13 protein-coding genes are annotated in these 16,530 nt (G+C 65.6%); 2 read left to right on the plus strand and 11 right to left on the minus strand.

The features are described 5' to 3' along the window. Positions 1-111: 111 nt before the first annotated feature. Both IGS55_RS04310 and IGS55_RS04315 read right to left on the minus strand, forming a co-directional pair. Positions 112-1,464 carry a sensor histidine kinase gene (locus IGS55_RS04310; RefSeq protein WP_230518517.1) on the minus strand — a complete coding sequence of 451 codons (1,353 nt, stop codon included), beginning with the start codon at positions 1,462-1,464 and terminating at the stop codon, positions 112-114. Further along, positions 1,457-2,143: a winged helix-turn-helix domain-containing protein gene (locus tag IGS55_RS04315; protein ID WP_034755791.1), complete on the minus strand. Its 687-nt coding sequence runs from the start codon at positions 2,141-2,143 to the stop codon at positions 1,457-1,459. Before IGS55_RS04315 ends, IGS55_RS04310 begins: the two co-directional genes overlap by 8 nt. 245 nt (positions 2,144-2,388) lie before the next feature. On the opposite strand from IGS55_RS04315, the gene IGS55_RS04320 reads away from it, so the two are divergent. Both IGS55_RS04320 and IGS55_RS04325 read left to right on the plus strand, forming a co-directional pair. Then, a complete protein-coding gene (locus tag IGS55_RS04320) occupies positions 2,389-3,165 on the plus strand; it encodes a DUF481 domain-containing protein (RefSeq protein ID WP_230518518.1) in 777 nt (258 codons plus the stop codon). Positions 3,166-3,181: 16 nt separating this feature from the next. Then, the gene (locus tag IGS55_RS04325) at positions 3,182-5,041 is read left to right on the plus strand and encodes an esterase/lipase family protein (RefSeq protein ID WP_230518519.1); all 1,860 of its coding nucleotides are present in this window, start codon (positions 3,182-3,184) and stop codon (positions 5,039-5,041) included. A gap of 244 nt (positions 5,042-5,285) precedes the next feature. On the opposite strand, the gene IGS55_RS04330 is transcribed toward IGS55_RS04325, so the two are convergent. The 9 genes from IGS55_RS04330 to IGS55_RS04370 form a co-directional block, all read right to left on the minus strand. Continuing rightward, positions 5,286-6,281, minus strand: coding sequence for a response regulator (locus tag IGS55_RS04330; protein WP_230518520.1), 996 nt, complete (start codon positions 6,279-6,281; stop codon positions 5,286-5,288). 13 nt (positions 6,282-6,294) lie between these two features. Next, entirely contained in the window at positions 6,295-10,002 is a 3,708-nt protein-coding gene (locus tag IGS55_RS04335) for a PAS domain S-box protein (RefSeq protein ID WP_230518521.1), read from the minus strand. A gap of 356 nt (positions 10,003-10,358) precedes the next feature. Beyond that, positions 10,359-11,045: a hypothetical protein gene (locus tag IGS55_RS04340; RefSeq protein WP_230518522.1), complete on the minus strand. Its 687-nt coding sequence runs from the start codon at positions 11,043-11,045 to the stop codon at positions 10,359-10,361. Then, a complete protein-coding gene (locus tag IGS55_RS04345) occupies positions 11,012-11,380 on the minus strand; it encodes a hypothetical protein (protein ID WP_230518523.1) in 369 nt (122 codons plus the stop codon). The genes IGS55_RS04340 and IGS55_RS04345 overlap by 34 nt, the downstream gene beginning before the upstream one ends. A 74-nt stretch (positions 11,381-11,454) precedes the next feature. Further along, positions 11,455-13,914, minus strand: a complete 2,460-nt coding sequence (locus IGS55_RS04350) for a TonB-dependent siderophore receptor (RefSeq protein WP_230518524.1) — start codon at positions 13,912-13,914, stop codon at positions 11,455-11,457. A gap of 220 nt (positions 13,915-14,134) precedes the next feature. Then, positions 14,135-15,103: a FecR domain-containing protein gene (locus IGS55_RS04355; RefSeq protein ID WP_230518525.1), complete on the minus strand. Its 969-nt coding sequence runs from the start codon at positions 15,101-15,103 to the stop codon at positions 14,135-14,137. Then, positions 15,100-15,672 (minus strand): sigma-70 family RNA polymerase sigma factor, encoded by a 573-nt coding sequence (locus tag IGS55_RS04360; RefSeq protein ID WP_268992006.1) that lies wholly within the window; start codon positions 15,670-15,672, stop codon positions 15,100-15,102. The genes IGS55_RS04355 and IGS55_RS04360 overlap by 4 nt, the downstream gene beginning before the upstream one ends. Positions 15,673-15,740: 68 nt before the next feature. Next, positions 15,741-16,223, minus strand: a complete 483-nt coding sequence (locus IGS55_RS04365; RefSeq protein WP_230518526.1) for a DUF3617 domain-containing protein — start codon at positions 16,221-16,223, stop codon at positions 15,741-15,743. A gap of 60 nt (positions 16,224-16,283) precedes the next feature. Further along, positions 16,284-16,457 (minus strand): hypothetical protein, encoded by a 174-nt coding sequence (locus IGS55_RS04370; protein WP_230518527.1) that lies wholly within the window; start codon positions 16,455-16,457, stop codon positions 16,284-16,286. Positions 16,458-16,530: the final 73 nt, after the last annotated feature.

Here is a 16,530-nt window from a genome sequence, read left to right on the forward strand (position 1 = left end):
AGTGTCTTTTTTATAATTTGACGATTTAATTTATGATAACTTTAAACTGATCAATGCCGCGCGCGCGCCGAGGCGGCGGTAGGGCCCGCCAGCGGCAGCGATACTGGGAAACTAGCGGCGCAGGCGCAATTGCACCCGCAAGCCCGGCGCCGCATCCTCGATCTCCAGGCTGCCGCCATGCAGGGCCGCGATGGCCGCCACGATGGACAGGCCCAGGCCATTGCCGGGCAAGTGACGGCTCTTGTCGAGCCGGTAAAAGCGCTGCGTCAGCTTCGGCAGCTCTTCCGTTGGCACCCCGGGGCCGTTGTCGCGCACGGCCAGCCAGTTGCCATGCGCATCGCTGCCGGCCGACACCTCCACCGTCGCGCCCGGGCCCGCGTACTTGATGGCATTGTCGACCAGGCTGGCCAGCGCGCTGCCCAGCAGGTTGCGGTCGCCGCGCGCCGGCACGCCGTCGCCATACATCTGTACCAGCAGCACGCCCTGCTCGTCGGCCGTGGCCTCGTACATTTCCACGATGTCGGCGCCGATCTGATGCAGGTCGATGTCGTCGAAATTCTCGGGGCGCATGCCCGATTCGGCCGCGGCGATCTGCAGCAGCTTGTCGAACACGCGCGTCAGGTCGTCGATGTCGTCGATGGCCGCCTGCGCCGCGCTCTCGTAGCCGGCCACGCCCTGCTGCTGGCGCAAGGCGCCATCGAGCTTGTTGCGGATGCGGCCCAGCGGCGTACGCAGGTCGTGCGCGATGGCGTTCGACACATGGCGCACGCCTTCCATCAGGTGTTCGATGCGGTCGAGCATGCGGTTGATGTCGCGGCTCAGCAAGCCGAATTCATCCTCGCTGGAGACAGGAATGCGCCGACTCAGGTCGCCCGCCTCGATCTCGCCCGCCGTGCGGCGGATCTGGCCAATCCGCGCTTCGAGCTGGCGCCGGAACAGCCAGGCGCCGGCCACCACCAGCAGGATGGCCGCCCCGCCGCCATAGGCCAGCGAGCGCAGTACCAGGGAGCGGATCGACTTGCCCTCCTCCATATCGCGCCCGACGAACAGGCGCGCGCCGCCCGCCAGCTCGCGGATCAGCATGCGCGCGGGCACCCTGCGCCCTTCGCGCGTGACGTCGCGGTGCAGCAGGTGGCCCACGGGGCTGCCCACGTCGGGCCAGGACGACAGATTGCCCGCCACGCGGCGGCCATCGGCGTCCACCAGCAAAAAGATCTCCGTGTCGCTGTCGGTGCGGTCGGTGAGCAAGTGGGCGATTTCCGCCGTCGTGCGGCTGCTGCCGCCCTGCTCGTACAGCACGGCGAGGCGCTCGGAGAGCAGGGTCAGCTTGCGGTCCACGCTGCGATCGAGCACGCCGATGGTGCCGAAGTAGAACACGGCGCAGACGATGCTGATCGACACGACCACCAGCACGCCATAGCCAAGCGCCAGGCGGGCCGCGATCGAGCGGTGCAAATTACGCACTGTCGATCACGCCCAGGGTGTAGCCGACGCCGCGCACCGTATGGATCAGCGGCGGCGAAAATTCCTTGTCCACCTTGGTGCGCAAGCGGCTCACCTGCACGTCGATGACGTTCGTCTGCGGGTCGAAATGGTAGTCCCACACGGCTTCGAGCAGCATGGCGCGCGTGACGGACTGGCCCTGGTGGCGCATCAGGTATTCGAGCAGGCGAAATTCGCGCGGCTGCAGGGCGATCTGCCGGTTGGCGCGCGTCACGCGCATGGTGCGCATGTCGAGCACCAGGTCGGCCACCTGCAGCTGCGTCGATTCGGGCACGGGCGCGGCGCGGCGCAGCAGCGCCTCGATGCGCGCCAGCAGTTCGTCGATGGCGAACGGTTTCGACAGGTAATCGTCGCCGCCGCTGCGCAGGCCGCGCACGCGCTCGTCGACGCTGGACAGGGCCGACAGCACCAGCACGGGCGTGTTGCGGCCCATGCCGCGCAGGCGCGCGACGATGGCCAGGCCATCGATCTCGCCGGGCAGCAGGCGGTCGAGCACCAGCGCATCCCAGTCTTCGCCGCAGGCCAGGCGCATGCCGTCGATGCCATTGTCGCAGGCGGTGACGTCGTGACCCGCCTCGCGCAGGCCGGCACAGATATAGCGGGAAGTTTCGGCTTCGTCTTCGATGACCAGGCAGCGCACGGGGAATTCCTTGTAATGATCAGGCAGCAAATAGGCGCAGCATACGCCAGGCGCGCGCCACTTGCCAGCCCCGCCGCGTGCGACGCGCGATCACAGGGTCGGGTACAATACAGCCTCGACAATGTTTGGCCGCGCCCGCGCGCGCATTTTTTATCGGCGCCTCCCGGCTTGCCGCGGCCTGCAAACCATCACTGCCACTAACGAACATCAGGCGCGCCTGGCGCGCGCCACAAACCGATACAGCCATGAAATCGACCCACTCTCTCGCACTGGCGCTGGCCATGGCCATCAGCTGCGGCGGTGCCGCCGCCGCAGACACCAAGCAAAGCATGCTGTTCGATGAAATCCCCATCGGCAGCTGGAGCACTTCCGCCGAACTGGGCGCCATCACCACCTCGGGCAACACGGTCGGCACCTCCGTCACGGGCAAGATCGATGCGCGCCAGGAGCTCGATGACTGGAGCAACCAGTACATCTTCAGCGGCTATTTCAAGGAAGACGAAACGACGAACGACGATGGCGAGAAAGTGCGCGAACGCTCGGCCGAACGCTTTTCCGCCTCCGCCAAGGCGGCGTACAAGCTGATGGCCGACCATGAAAAACTGTTCGTGCTGGCCTCGCACGTGAACGACAAGTTCGGCGCCTACACCAAGTACTCGACCCTGGCCGTCGGTCATGGCTCGCGCTGGTACCAGTCGACAGATAAAAGCGTCGACGTGGAAATCGGTCCTGGCTATTTCAGCGGCACCAACGACGCGGGCGAATCGGAACACGGCCTGACGGTGCGCGGCGCGGCCGCCATGAAGTGGAAGATCAGCCAGTCGGCCATGTTCACGCAGACGGTCAGCGTGGAACGAGGCACCTCGAACACCCACTCGATCGCCGAAACGGCCCTCAGCACGAAAATCAACGGCACCATGCAGATGAAAGCCGCCTTCAGCGCCCGCAACGACACACGCGTGCCGGACGACAAGAAGAACACGGATACGCAAACCTCGCTGACCCTGGTCTACTCGTTCTGACATGCGGGCAACGCTGATGCGGCGCCCGCGCCTTGGCGCCTTGCTGTGCGCGGCGGCGCTGCTGAGCGGCTGCGCCGCCGTCACCGTCAGCTCCATTTCACCGGCCGACTACCTGCAGCAGCGGCGCGGCGACATCCTCACCACGGGCAAACTGAGCGCCTCGGCCAGCGAGGTGCTGCGCATCATCGGCAGCGACATCGCCGCCTGCGAAGCCAATACGGGCAGCTGCCGCGCCGACCTGGCACGCTCCGAGCTGCTGAGCGACGAGCAGCGCCTGGCGACCCTGTCCGAATTGTGGCTGGAAAGCGCGCTGGCGGAAGAAAAACAGGGCGGCCACCCGAGCGCCGAAACGCTGGCCGCGTGGCTCGAATCGGCCCGCTACGCGTATGCCTACCTGTTCTACACGACGCGCACGCCGGGCCAGCGCGCCTTCGAGGAACGGCAGACGCAAATCCGCGACTACTATAACTATGCCGTGCAAAAGGCCGTCGGCAACCTGTTCCGCCACCGCGGCGAATACCGCCCCGACGGCAATGTGATCCGCGTCGCCGGCTGGCAGATCGACAGCGAATTGTCGGCCCTGCGCCTGCCCGACGACGGCACCCTGCCCGACGAACTGCTGCCGGCCACCTCGCTGTCGTTTTCCGGCCTGCGCAATGTGTACCGGCGCGACGGTTTCGGCGCCGACCTGGTGGCCGTCATGCCCAAGCCCCGGGCGCCGAAAGGCGCGTATGTACCGTACCAGGAGACGCGCTTTCCTGTCGTCACGGCGCTGATCCGCTTCGACGGCAACAGCCTGCAGGAGGTACTGGCCACGCAACAGCTGCTGGTGATGCTGGTCGACCCGACGCGCAGCGAATCGACGCGCATGGCGGGCCAGGAACTGCCCGTGGCGGCCAATTTCACGGCCGGCTACGGCCTGTGGCTGGCCCGCTCCGGCTTCGGCGTGCAGGCGCTGCGCACTCTGTTCGGCAGCGCCGACGGCATCTCGCGCCCGCAGGTGCACCTGATGCAGCCCTACGATCCGGACAAGCGCACCATCGTCATGCTGCACGGCCTGGCCAGCAGCCCGGAAGCGTGGATCAACGTGGCGAATGAACTGATGGGCGACGAGCAGCTGCGCCGCCGCTACCAGATCTGGCAGGTGTACTACCCGAGCAATGCACCACTGGCGGCCAACAACGCCGCCATCCGCAAGGCGCTGAACGCGACCCTGGCGCAATTCGACCCTGCCGCCAAGGCCGACGCGGCCAACGACATGGTCTTGATCGGCCACAGCATGGGCGGCGTACTGGCGCGCCTGATGGTCTCCGATGCCAGCAACACGCTGCTCGACGCCATCACGGAAGAATACAATTTGAAGGGCAAGAAGGCGGAAAAAGTGCGCGCGGGACTGGCGCCCTACCTGAATTTCACGGCCATGCCTCAGGTGAACCGCGCCATCTTCATCGCCGCGCCGCATCGCGGCACTTCGTTCGCCAACCACAAGGTGGCGCGCTGGATCGCCAACCTCGTCACCTTGCCCATCACCATGCTCGACCAGTTGTCCGACGCGGCCGGCAGCCTGGCGCAGCTCGACACGGGCAGCAGCGAACCGCTGCGCATCCCCAACAGCATCGATAACCTCAGCGACAAGGACCCGTTCGTGCGCCTGGTGGCCGACCTGCCCATCAGCCCGAACGTGCGCTACTACTCCATCATGGGCAACGACACGCCGGACCTGCCGCTGGTGGAGTCGAGCGACGGCGTCGTGCCCTACGCCAGCGCCCACCTCGACGGCGCGCAGTCGGAAAAAGTCATCCCTTCGTGGCACAGCGTGCAGGAAAGCCCGCAGGCGATTCTGGAGATACGGCGCATCTTGCGCATGCCGGATTAAGTCGCCAGGGCGATAGCGGCGTAGGTCGGATTAGCGGGGCCGCCGAGGCCGCAAGCGGCAATCCGACAACATTATTGGCCACGCCCATGGTGATGTCGGCTTACTGGCAACCGTAGGTCGGCTTAGGCGAAGCCGTAATCCGACAACATTGTTAGCTTCGCTTTGGGCAGCGTCAACAACGTTGTCGGATTACGCGGGGCTTTGCCCCGCTAATCCGACCTACCAGGCTGGCGCGCTCCCAGCATCACACCGGCTCGCGCCACTTGTCCTTGATCTCCAGCATGGCCGGCAGCTGTTCCACAAACAGTGCCAGCAGGTCCGGGTCGAAGTGCGTGCCGCTGTCGCGCTGCATGGTGGCGATGGCCTCGTCGACCGTCCAGGCGCGCTTGTACGGGCGCTCGCTGGTGAGCGCGTCGAAGACGTCGGCGATGGCGACGATGCGGCCTTCGTGCGCAATTTCCTCGCCCTTCAAGCCTTGCGGATAGCCGCTGCCATCCCATTTCTCGTGGTGCGTGAGGGCGATGGTGCGCGCCATTTTCAGCAGGCCGCTTGCGTGCTCGCCGATGATGGCCGCGCCGATTTCCGCGTGGCGGCGCATGACTTGCCATTCGTCCGCATCGAGCTTGCCCGGCTTTTGCAGGATGGCGTCGGGGATGCCGATCTTGCCCACGTCGTGCATGGGCGCCGCGTTGAGCAGGTCTTCCGCCCTGCCCGCGCTGTAGCCGGCCGCCAGCGCCAGCTGGCGCGCGTAATAGCTCATGCGGATGACGTGCATGCCCGTCTCGTTATCCTTGTATTCGGCCGCCTGGCCCAGGGTCTGGATCACCTGCAGGCGCGAGCGGCGCAATTCCTCGGCGTCCACCAGCGACAGGTGCGTGCGCACGCGGGCGCGCACGATGGGCGGGCTGACGGGCTTGGTGATGTAGTCGACGGCGCCCGCGTCGAAGCCGTCCGCCTCGTCCTTCACGTCGCACAGGGCGGTGACGAAGATGACAGGAATGGGCGCGGTGGCCGGCATGGCTTTGAGCTGGCGGCATACTTCATAGCCCGTCATGGCCGGCATCATGATGTCGAGCAGGATCAGTTCGACGGGGTTGTTCTGCGCCAGTTCCAGCGCCTTCTCGCCATCCTTGGCGTACAGCAGGCGGTAATCGTCCTGCAGGATCTGGCGCAGCACCTGCAGGTTCGTCGCTTCGTCGTCGACGAGCAGCAGGATCGGTTTGTCTTCTTGTAAGGTCATCGTCAGCCCAATATCAGGAAAGGTCGGCAGGCACCGGTGCTTCCAGCCACGCCAGCAGCTGGCGCAGCACGCCCGCGGCACGCGCAAATTCAAAGTCGTCGATGGCGCTGGCCAGCGCCTGCAGGCGCTGCTGCTGGCCGTGCGGCGCCAGCATGGCGGCGATCTGCGCCATCAGGGCGTCGTCGAGCTGCCCGCCCTCCAGGCAGGCGATGGCTTGCCGCAGCAAGGCACCAACGGCGGTGGCATCAAGGGGCGCGCCGGCAGCCGGCGTACCCACGGCCACGGCCGGCATACCCGATTCTTCCAGCTCGCCGGCCAGCGCCATGAAGGCGGCGGCCAGCTGTACCAGCAATTCGGTCGCAGGCAACTGGCGCGCGATCGCCTGCTCGATGCGTCCCAGCAGGCTTTCGACCTGCACCAGGCACAGGTTGCCCGCCGCGCCCTTGATACGGTGCAGCAGATGGCCCGCCACGCTGCTGCCGCCACGTTCCAGTTCGGCCGCCAGCATGGCGGCGCAGTCGCCATTGGCCTGCACGAAGCGGCCAATCGCCCGCTGCAAGGCTTCGCGGCCGCCCCACAGGGCGATGCCGCGCTGCCAGTCGATCTGGCCCGCGGCCGCACGCGCCGCCGCGCCGGCCGCCGGCGGCGGCATGGACACGGCGATATCGAGCAGGCGGGCGATTTCCGCCGTCAGCTTGTGCATTTCCAGCGGCTTCGAAGCAAAACCGTTCATGCCGGCCGTCTGCGCGGCGCGCCGGTCCTGTTCCAGCACGCTGGCCGTCAGGGCGATGATGGGCGTCGCCTTCAAGCCCTGTTCGCGCTCATGCACGCGGATCAAACGCGTCGCTTCCAGGCCATCCATGCGCGGCATCTGCACGTCCATCAGGACGATGTCGAAGCTGCCCTTGCTGAACTCGCGCACGGCGCTCTCGCCATCGCTGGCGGCGATCACCTGGTGGCCGGCCGCGCCCAGGCTGATCAGAAGCAGTTCCACGTTCTGCGGCACGTCGTCGGCCGCCAGGATGCGCAGCGGCGGCAAGGCCGCCACGGGCTGCTCGCTGCGGCGCGACACGGCCTTGCCCGGCGCCAGCGGCAACAGCACGTGGAACACGCTGCCCACGCCCAGGGTGCTTTCCACCGTGATGGTACCTCCCATCAGTTCGACCAGCTGCAGCGAAATCGTCGTGCCCAGGCCCGTGCCGCCAAAGCGGCGGCTCATCGAGGAATCGGCTTGCGTGAATGGAGCGAAGATTTTGTCCAGGCGGTCGGCCGGGATGCCGATGCCCGTGTCGTGCACAGCGATGTGCACCTGCTCGCCCCGCATGTCGACGGCCACGCGTACATGGCCCACTTCCGTGAACTTGACGGCGTTGCCGATCAAATTCGTCAGCACCTGCTGTACCCGGCGCGCGTCGCCCAGGAAGAACTGGCCCATGCCGGGATCGACATCGACATGCAGCACCAGGTCGCGCGCATGCGCCGTGATGCGCAGGGACGCGGCCACGTGGTCGACCAGGTCCGGCAGCGAAAAGTCCACCAGTTCCAGCTCGGTGGCGCCTTTTTCCAGCTTGGCCGTGTCGAGGATGTCGTTCAGCAGTTCGAGCAGCGAACGGGCCGACTGGCGCACCGTGCCCAGGTGGCGGCGCTGCAGGCTGTCCAGGGCTGTGCCCAGCAGCACTTCCGTAAAGCCGATGATGGCGTTCATCGGCGTGCGGATTTCATGGCTCATGTTGGCCAGGAAGCTGGTCTTCGATTCGGCGGCCAGCTCGGCGCGGTCTTTCGCCGCGCGCAGGTTTTCCTGCATGGCGCGCCGCTCGCTCACGTCGGTGGCCAGCTTGACCACCTTGAACGGCTTGCCGTCCGTGTTGAAGATCGGATTGTACGAAGCCTGTATCCACACTTCCTTGCCATGCTTGCCGATGCGCTTGTACTCGCCCGTATTGAATTCACCCTGCGCCAGTTGCCGCCAGAACGCGCTGTAGTCGGGCGAGGTCACGTAACCCGGTTCGCAGAAGATGCTGTGGTGCAGGCCCAGCACGTCGTCGAGCTGGTAGCCGACCAGGTCGAGGAAGTTCTGGTTGGCGGCCAGGATGCGTCCCTGCAGGTCGAACTCCGCGACGGCCGTCGCGCGCGAGATCGCCGTCACCTTGCCCTCGTATTCCGCGTTGCGCAATTCGCTTTCCGTGATATCGAGGATGACGCCGTCGATCCAGCGCACCACGCCGTCGTTATCGAGCACGGGACCGCTGCTTTCGCGTACCCAGCGCTCGCGCCCGTCGCGGTGGATCATGCGGTAGACGTTCTCGAAATCGCGCCGTTCGCCGGCCGCCTGCACGCAGGTGTCGTTGACGCGCTGGCGGTCGTCCGGATGCACGAGGTCGAACAGCCTGACCCGCCCTTCGGCGAAGTCCTGCGGCAGCCAGCCCGTCAGATTGAAGACGGCGTCGCTGATGAAAATCATTTTCCATTCGGGCGCGAAGCTGCAGTGGAAGGACACGCCGGGGATATTGCGGATCAGGGTGCGGTACTGGCGCTCGCTGTCCTTGAGCGCCTGCTCCATGCTGCGCGACGAGCGCATGTCCGTGACAAACGCCACGAACAGGGGCTGGCCCGGCGTATCAATCTTGCCGATCGCCACGCGCATGGGCAGCACGGCGCCATCCTTGTGGCGGCCATCGAGTTCGCGTCCGCTGTCGAGGATGCGCGAGGCGCCCGTTTCCAGGTAGTCGCGCAGATAGCCCTCGTATTCGGCCGCGTCGGCCGGCTGCAGCAGCACGCTGGCGTCGCGCCCCGCGATTTCCGCTTCGCGCCAGCCAAACAAGCTTTCCGCGGCGGGATTGAAGGAGCGCACCTTGCCCTGGCCATCGATGGTGATCAAGCCATCGGCCGCCGTATCGACGATGGCGCGCAGGCGCGATTCACTGACGCTGGCGTGGCGCAGCAGCTGGCGGTAGCGCAGCAAGCCGTTCGCGGCCGCCACGAAGACGGTCAGGGTAATGGTGATCAGGGCCACGGCCAGGGCCACGAACGAGGCTTGCACCGTAATCGTGTTCTCGCCTGCCGTGGGCGTACCGGAAAAACGCGCGGCCAGCATGCCTGTGTAGTGCATGCCGGAAATGGCCAGGCCCATCACCACGCTGCTGAGCAGCAAGGAAGTCAAGGGGCTCAGGCGCTGGCGCATGGCGCTCAGGCCGAAGCGCACCCACAGCGCCAGCATGGCCAAGGTGACGGCCACCAGCAGCGACAGGGCGAACAGCCAGGGTTCGTAGCGCAGGGCCAGCGACGTCTGCATGGCCGCCATGCCGCTGTAATGCATGGAGCCGATGCCCACGCCGACGAGCACGCCGCCCACCACCAGTTGCCGCCAGTTGATGCTCGGACGCGCCAGCAAGTGCAGCGCCACCCACGAAGCGGCCATGCCGGGCAGCATCGACAGCAGGGTCAGGCCGGGGTCGAAGGACACGCGCGTGCAGATGTCGAAGGCCAGCATGCCGATGAAGTGCATCGACCAGATGCCGCCGCCGAGCGCGATGGCGCCCGTGATGATGGCCGTCTGGCGCTGAAAGCCGCGTTCGCTGCTGCGCGCCATGCCGGCGATCTGCAAGGCCATGAACGAGGCAAAGACGGCGATACCGATGGAAAACAGCACCAGCCACGCATTGTGCGTGCCATAGATGTACTGCATGGTATCGGTCGATACGGCAAAGATGGAACTAAACATACTGTCGTGGCATAAGAGAGTGAAACCTAACGTCGCAAAACATGACGGCACACCGCGCGCCGTCGCCAGGCTTTTTACTAAAGCGGCAATACAGCGGAAATGACAACGGTAGCAGTCGACCAGGGCAAGGCTCGGTCATCACGCCCGCGCCTGCCGCGCGGGGGAAAGGTGCTTTTTACAGAGGGAAAAAGCGGAATGCGTACGAACTCTGGCGCGGATATCTGGCCGCCAGCGTGACGATGATTTTTTAAAGAGCCATGAGTATAGTTGCTTTGCGAACATATTCATAGGACTTCAGCAATATAGTTGCCAAAAGAAAAATATTCCGCAGCCCTGATGCGACAATTCCCGGCCGCTCAGCCTGGCGGCCACTGCGCGCGTATCGCGGAAGATTCCTGATAGGCGGGACCGGCCCGCACGGCGACAGGAATACCGGCCAGTTTGCAACGTCGGCTCAACTCGTCCTTGATCTGCCGCAACGACCAGCGCTGCGGCACGGGCAGATCCATGCCAATCACGCGAATCAGCGGGCAGTCGTCGAGGGTCGTGTGCAGCAGCAGCTCCAGGCGCGCCATCGGTGGCCCGCCCCGGTAGACATTTACCGCGCCCGCGTAGGCGACTACCTCGAGCGCGCGTATCTGCCGCAGTTCCAGCTGCAGCGCCTTCTCATGGCCAGGCAAACGCCGCGCCACCCGGCGCAGCAACAAGCCGGCGTCGTTGATTTCGACATGAAAGGACAGATTGCGATCCGGCAGCAGGACCAGGCCGACGGTCCAGGCGGCCAGCGCCGGCAGGAGCAGCAGCACCGCCTCGCCCGCGTATGGCACGTCGCGCCAGACGGCTTGCAGGACAAAGGCGAGGATCAGGGCGCAGCCGCCCAGCAGCACGCTGCGCCACAGCACGGGACGCAGATTGGCCATCATCGCTGTCTGGGAACTGGCATCGTCGGCCGGCGCAAAGCGTATCCATTCGGCCCGTGCCCCTTTGAGCTTGCGCGACGGCGCTGCGCTCAGGCGTTCTGCGCCAGCATGCGGCGGAACCATGCCAGCTGTTCGCGCGTCAAATAATTGGCGCCATCGCCGTGCAGGATGACGATTTCGATCTCGGCGGGAATCGAAGCAACCAGTTGCGCGCCCGTGACGGGAATCTTCGGAAACGCGATGCCGGCCAGGAAGGCCGGGTCTTCCGCCACCGTCACGCACTGGCGCTCGGGATTCGGCGACGGCACGAGGAACAGGTCGATCTGCTCGCTCTGCCCGCCGATAACGACGTGCAATTGCGCGGCCAGCAGTTCGGGCAGGATCAGCTCGATGTTATTCTCGGTGCGCGATTGCTGGAAAGCGCTTTTCAGGGGTGTGAGGACAGGCGTGGCGGTCATGGCAAAGTGAAAAGATAAAGACGGCGGCAGTGTAGCAGAGGCGCCGCAAGGGACGCGCTCCGCTGGCGCAACGGCTACATCTTGTAGTGCAAGGACAGCAGCACGCTGCGCGGCGCGCCGTAACGCTCCAGCCCGCCCGACCACGCATAGCCGAGCGCCTGGTAATAGCGTCGGTCGAGCACGTTGTCGACATTCACGCGCAGCTGCAGCTGCTCGCTGATACGGTAGCCGGCCGTCAGCCCGACGATGGCGTAGCCGCCCTGCCGCGTCAGGTAAGCCGTGTCGCGGCGCTCAATCTTGTCTTGCGCGTACACGGAAGCGCCCACATTCCATTGCGCCAGGCTGCCGCCCAGCTGTACGCTCGTCATCAGCTTGAACAGCTGCTTCGGTTCGTCCGTGGCGATGCGCTGGCCGATGTTGGCGGCCACGCTGTCCTGCGTGTACTTGGCCAGTACATAGGTGTAGCCGCCGGCGATCTGCCAGCCCGGCAATGGCGAGCCCGACAATTGCAGATCGATGCCTTCGCTCCGCACCTGCCCGGCCGCGCGGGCGCAGTAAATGGCGCCGCCTGTGGGACAGTTGAGCTCATCGGCCATGGCGCGGTTATTTTGCCGGATGCGGAACAGCGCACCGCTGGCATTGAGCCGGCCGCCGAAATACTCGCCCTTGACGCCCGCCTCCAGGTTGGTGCCGCTCAACGGCGGCAAGGTGTTGCCGCGCACGTCCAGCGAACTTTGCGGCTCGAAAATCTGCGTACCGCTCGCATACACGGAGTGATGCCGGTCCACATCGTAGACGAGGCCTGCGTACGGCGTGAATTTCGCATTTTCCGTCAGGCCGCGGCGCCAGCTCGGATTGGTGGAATACCAGCCCGTGACATCCTGCGCATACCAGCCGAAGCGCCCGCCCAGCACCAGGCGCAGCGAATCGGCCAGGCTGAAGTTGCCTGCCGCATACACACCCTTCTCGTCCGTCTTGCGGCCCCAGTTGTACGGCTCGAACGGCGCGCCGCGCATCGGGTAGGCGTAGGGATTCCACTGGCGGATATCGATCACGCGCGTGGCAGCGCCTTCCCAGCTTTGGCCCGCGTCCGAATCGTCATGGCGGTAACTGGCGCCGACGATCACGTCGTGCTGGCGGCCGAACCAGGTGACGGGACCGCTCAGGCGCCAGTCGGCCACCACCTGTTCCGTGTTGTACTTCCAGCCCGTTTCCGACTGGCTCAGCTTGTATATTTCGCCATCGATGCGGCTGTTGGTGGTGTTGCGCGTGCTCGACGAGGCGTCGATGCGCGTGATGGCGAAGCGGCTGCGCCAGCCCTGCTCCAGCTTTGTTTCCAGGTCGGCGAAGACGACGTTGTTGTCGCGTTTCTGGAAGGAGTCGGCATTGTTCAGAAAAGTCGAGCGGGGCAAGTCCATGTGACGGCCGTCAAACATGGTCGGCAAGCCGACGAACACGCCATCTGTGCGGCTGTGCTGGCGCGAAAAGCCGATGCCGGCCGTGGTCGACGGCGTCAAGTCCGCCTCGACGACCGCATACACGGTGCTGTTCTTGTTGTTGACCACGTCGACGAAACTGTCGCTGTCGCGCCAGCTGGCCGCCACACGCCCCCGCACGCTGCCCGAGGCATTCAGCGCATTGCTGGCGTCCACCGTCAATTGCTTGTCCTTCCAGCTGCCCAGGTGAGCGGAAGCGTTCAGCAGGGGCGTGGCCGTGGGCCGCTTGCGTATCATGTTGATGCTGCCCGACGGCGCGCCCGCCCCTTCCATCAAGCCCGTGGCGCCGCGCACCACTTCCACCCTGTCGTACATCAGCATGTCGGCCGAGACGTTGCGTTCATTAAACCCCGTGACGTCCAGCGGCAAGCCATCGACGTTGACGTGGCTCAAGGCAAAGCCGCGCGCGAAATACGTGGTTTCCTGGTCGGACACGCCCTGCGTCTTGCCATAGATGCCAGGCGTGGCGCGCGCCACGTCCTGCAAGGTGCTCAGATCGAAATCTTCCATTTGCTGGCGCGAAATGACGCTGACCGTTTGCGGCGTGTGGCGCTGCGACAAATTCAACCCCGTGGCCGTCGACATATTCCTCGACGTGTATAAACCCGTGCCTTCCGTGGCGCGGTCCGCCTCGGCGCTGACGACGACGGCGGGCATGCTGGCCAGGCCGCCATCGGCCGAGTTGGTATTGATCTTGCGCAGCAGGTAATTGCCATCGCCACCATCCGCCGCTTCCAGACCGCTGCCTTGCAGCAGTTGTTGCAAGCCGGCCGTAACCCCATGGCTGCCTTGCAAACCCGGCGTCGCCAGCCCGTCAAGCGCCACGCCCTGCGTGGACAGGTTGATCCCCGCGGCGATGGCAAACGAGGCGAGTGCGCTGCGCAAGCTGCCGGCGGGAATATGATAGTCGCGCACGGTGGCGGCCGGGCTGGACTCGGCCGCCACCGCCATGTGCGGCAAGCCGGCGCCGGCGGCGCCCACGGCAAGCAACAGGACCAGCGCGGCGCGCACGGCGCCGGTGGCGGGATGGAGCGTCATGCGTGCTGCGGTAAAGTTATGGTGCTGCAAAGCCATGTGGACCCTTTCGATGGTTCGGATTGTTCGTTCTCTACCTTGTATGACGAAGCAATCTGCAAAAAGGGACAGGCAAGAAGTAAATTGGAGCACGTCGGCTTACGCCCTGCGGGCTAAGCCGACCTACCATACCCGACAGGCGTAGGTCGGCTTAGCGTGGCAAGGCCACGCTAAGCCGACTAGCTCAAGCCGCCTCGACACTGATCCAGTAGCGCGTGCGGCGCGCCAGCCGGATCGGCAAGGATCGCTGCAGCAGAAGCAGGATATTGTCCGGGTCGTTCAACTGGAAGATGCCGTCCACGGGCAGGGCCGCCAGCGCGGGATCGCAGCGCAGCACGCCGTAACGGTAACGTGCCACCTGCTCGAGCACCTCGCCCAGCGGCATGCGCTCGGCGATCAGCACGCCCCGCAGCCAAGCGTCCGCATGCGATGCCAGCGGCGTCAAGGCAGAAACGGCACGGCCATCGAAACTGCCCCGCCGGCCCGCATCGATCCTGCGCAAGGCGTCGGGAGCTTCGCCGGGCTGGATCTCGACGGCGCCCTCGCTGACGCTGACCTGCGTGCGCGGCGCCAGCACGCTGCCAAGGTGGCGCACGCTGAAGTGCGTGCCCAGCGCCCGCACGGCGCCATTGCTGCTGCGCACAAGGAAGGGCCGCGCCGGCATGGAGCTGTCGTGCGCCGTGCCGACGTGGATTTCCCCGGCATGCAGCAAGACCTGCCGCGCCGCGCCGTCAAAACGCACGTCGATGGCCGTGTCCGTATTAAGCACCAGTTGCGTGCCGTCGGGTAATGTCAGGTGGCGGATTTCGCCCCTGGCCGTGCGTATGCCGGCGCGCCACGCTTGCCATGGCGCCGACTGGCTGGCCAGCCACAGGGCCGGTCCGGCCGCGATCAGCCCGGCCAGGCCGTAGAGCACGGCGCGCCGCTGCGGCGACTGCGGCGCCGCGTCCGCCGTCTGGCGCAATGCGGGCGGCACGCTGGCCAGGGCGCTGCACACCAGCTCGGCCCGCTGCCACGCCGTTTCATGCGCGGGATCGCTGGCGCGCCAGGCCTGGAACGCTTGCTGCTCGTCCGGACACAAAGCGCCCCCGTGCAGGCGCACCAGCCATTGCGCCGCCGCCCGGGCCGCGCGAGGATCGATGGCCGCGTTCACAGGACCAGCAGGATGCAGCGTTCGAACGCCTGCACCATGTAGCGCTTGATGCTGCGCTCGCTCACGGCGAGGCGCCGGGCGATTTCTCCGTAGCCGAGGCCGTCGACATGGGCCAGGAGGAAGGCGCTGCGCACGAGCGGCGGCAAGCCGTCGAGCATGGCATCGATGCGCTGCAGGGCTTCGCGCACGAGCAGCCGCTCTTCCGGCGACTGCATCAGCAATTCAGGCTGCTGCGCCAGGGTTTCCAGCCACGCCTGCTCCAGCGACAGGCGCCGGTAATGGTCGATCAGCAGGCGCTGCGCCACGGTGGTCAGGTAGGCGCGCGGCTCGCGCAAGCTTTGCCGGTTCTCCGGCGGCGCCGTCAGCAGGCGCACGAAGGTATCGTGCGCCAAGTCGGCCGCATGGTCGGCGCACTGCAGCTTGGCGCGCAGCCAGCGCATCAGCCAGCCGTGGTGGTGGCTGTAGATACCGGCTATCGACTCGCTGGACTGCGCAATGTTCACTGGGACTCCGATGCGCGCAAGGCAAGGCGCAGCTAATTGATAATAATTCTCATTATCACAAATCATTGCCGCTGGCGTCAATGCCGGCGCCCACCTATCCCTGGAAACTGTTGTTTCAGCGTGGCTGCGCTCTTCTAGCGGTCGGTATACAAGCTCTTCATCACCATGCCGCCGCGCATTTTCTTCGCGCCCGGCGCCAGCCCCGCCGGACAAGCGCCCTGGAACACGGCCGCCAGTTCCGTGCGCTGCACCTCGCTCTCGCCATTGACTTGCACGGTGGTGTCGGCGCTCAGGGTATATGCCTTGGCCAGATCGCCCTTGAAGGTGCCGGCCAGCCTGGCGTCCGGGCAGCTGGATGCGAATTGGTAGCTGTCGCCCTGGCGGCTTTGCGACTCGATCTTGCATTCCTGCTCGAAGCCGGACCACAGGTCGTCGTCGATCAGGCGGTCGCGCGCGTGGTCGACACAGATTTCCCAGGAAAATGGCGAGGTGGCAGGCGTTACCTTCCACAGCCCCGTGGCGCGCTGCAAACGCTGCACAGGCTCGGCCGCCGAAGCGAACGTGGCCGCGCACAGGGGGAAAATAGTCATCAGGAGCAAGGTGACGCTGCGCTTCATGGGCATTCCTTTAGCTAAAAGTTTGAATATAGCAAAGAGGAATGCGCGCAGGCCACACGCTTAGCCGTACATCTCGGGCTTTGCCGCCAGCGCGAAGGGAATGGCAAACGGCCCCAGGAAAGTCACCAGGATGGCACGGATGACCGTTATTCGTAAGGAGCGGCGTTTGGCGATGAAGAGGCAAGCGAAGGCCGACAGCGACCAGGTCAAGGCGGGCAAGTATGCAGTCATCATGCACTCCGGATGCGCCCTGAAAGGCAGGAAAACCATGCTGACACGGAATTGCGGCCACCGCAATGACAGATTG

This window comes from Janthinobacterium sp. EB271-G4-3-2 (genome assembly GCF_020858035.1).
Lineage (GTDB): Bacteria > Pseudomonadota > Gammaproteobacteria > Burkholderiales > Burkholderiaceae_D > Janthinobacterium > Janthinobacterium aestuarii.

Bases quoted from the DNA above. Each gene is read 5' to 3' on its own strand.
- IGS55_RS04320 (WP_230518518.1), top strand. From the start codon at position 2,389: ATGAAATCGACCCACTCTCTCGCACTGGCGCTGGCCATGGCCATCAGC.
- IGS55_RS04350 (WP_230518524.1), bottom strand. From the start codon at position 13,914: ATGACGCTCCATCCCGCCACCGGCGCCGTGCGCGCCGCGCTGGTCCTG.
- IGS55_RS04325 (WP_230518519.1), top strand. From the start codon at position 3,182: ATGCGGCGCCCGCGCCTTGGCGCCTTGCTGTGCGCGGCGGCGCTGCTG.
- IGS55_RS04335 (WP_230518521.1), bottom strand. From the start codon at position 10,002: ATGTTTAGTTCCATCTTTGCCGTATCGACCGATACCATGCAGTACATC.
- IGS55_RS04330 (WP_230518520.1), bottom strand. From the start codon at position 6,281: ATGACCTTACAAGAAGACAAACCGATCCTGCTGCTCGTCGACGACGAA.
- IGS55_RS04370 (WP_230518527.1), bottom strand. From the start codon at position 16,457: ATGATGACTGCATACTTGCCCGCCTTGACCTGGTCGCTGTCGGCCTTC.
- IGS55_RS04365 (WP_230518526.1), bottom strand. From the start codon at position 16,223: ATGAAGCGCAGCGTCACCTTGCTCCTGATGACTATTTTCCCCCTGTGC.
- IGS55_RS04360 (WP_268992006.1), bottom strand. From the start codon at position 15,672: ATGATTTGTGATAATGAGAATTATTATCAATTAGCTGCGCCTTGCCTT.
- IGS55_RS04340 (WP_230518522.1), bottom strand. From the start codon at position 11,045: ATGGTTCCGCCGCATGCTGGCGCAGAACGCCTGAGCGCAGCGCCGTCG.
- IGS55_RS04345 (WP_230518523.1), bottom strand. From the start codon at position 11,380: ATGACCGCCACGCCTGTCCTCACACCCCTGAAAAGCGCTTTCCAGCAA.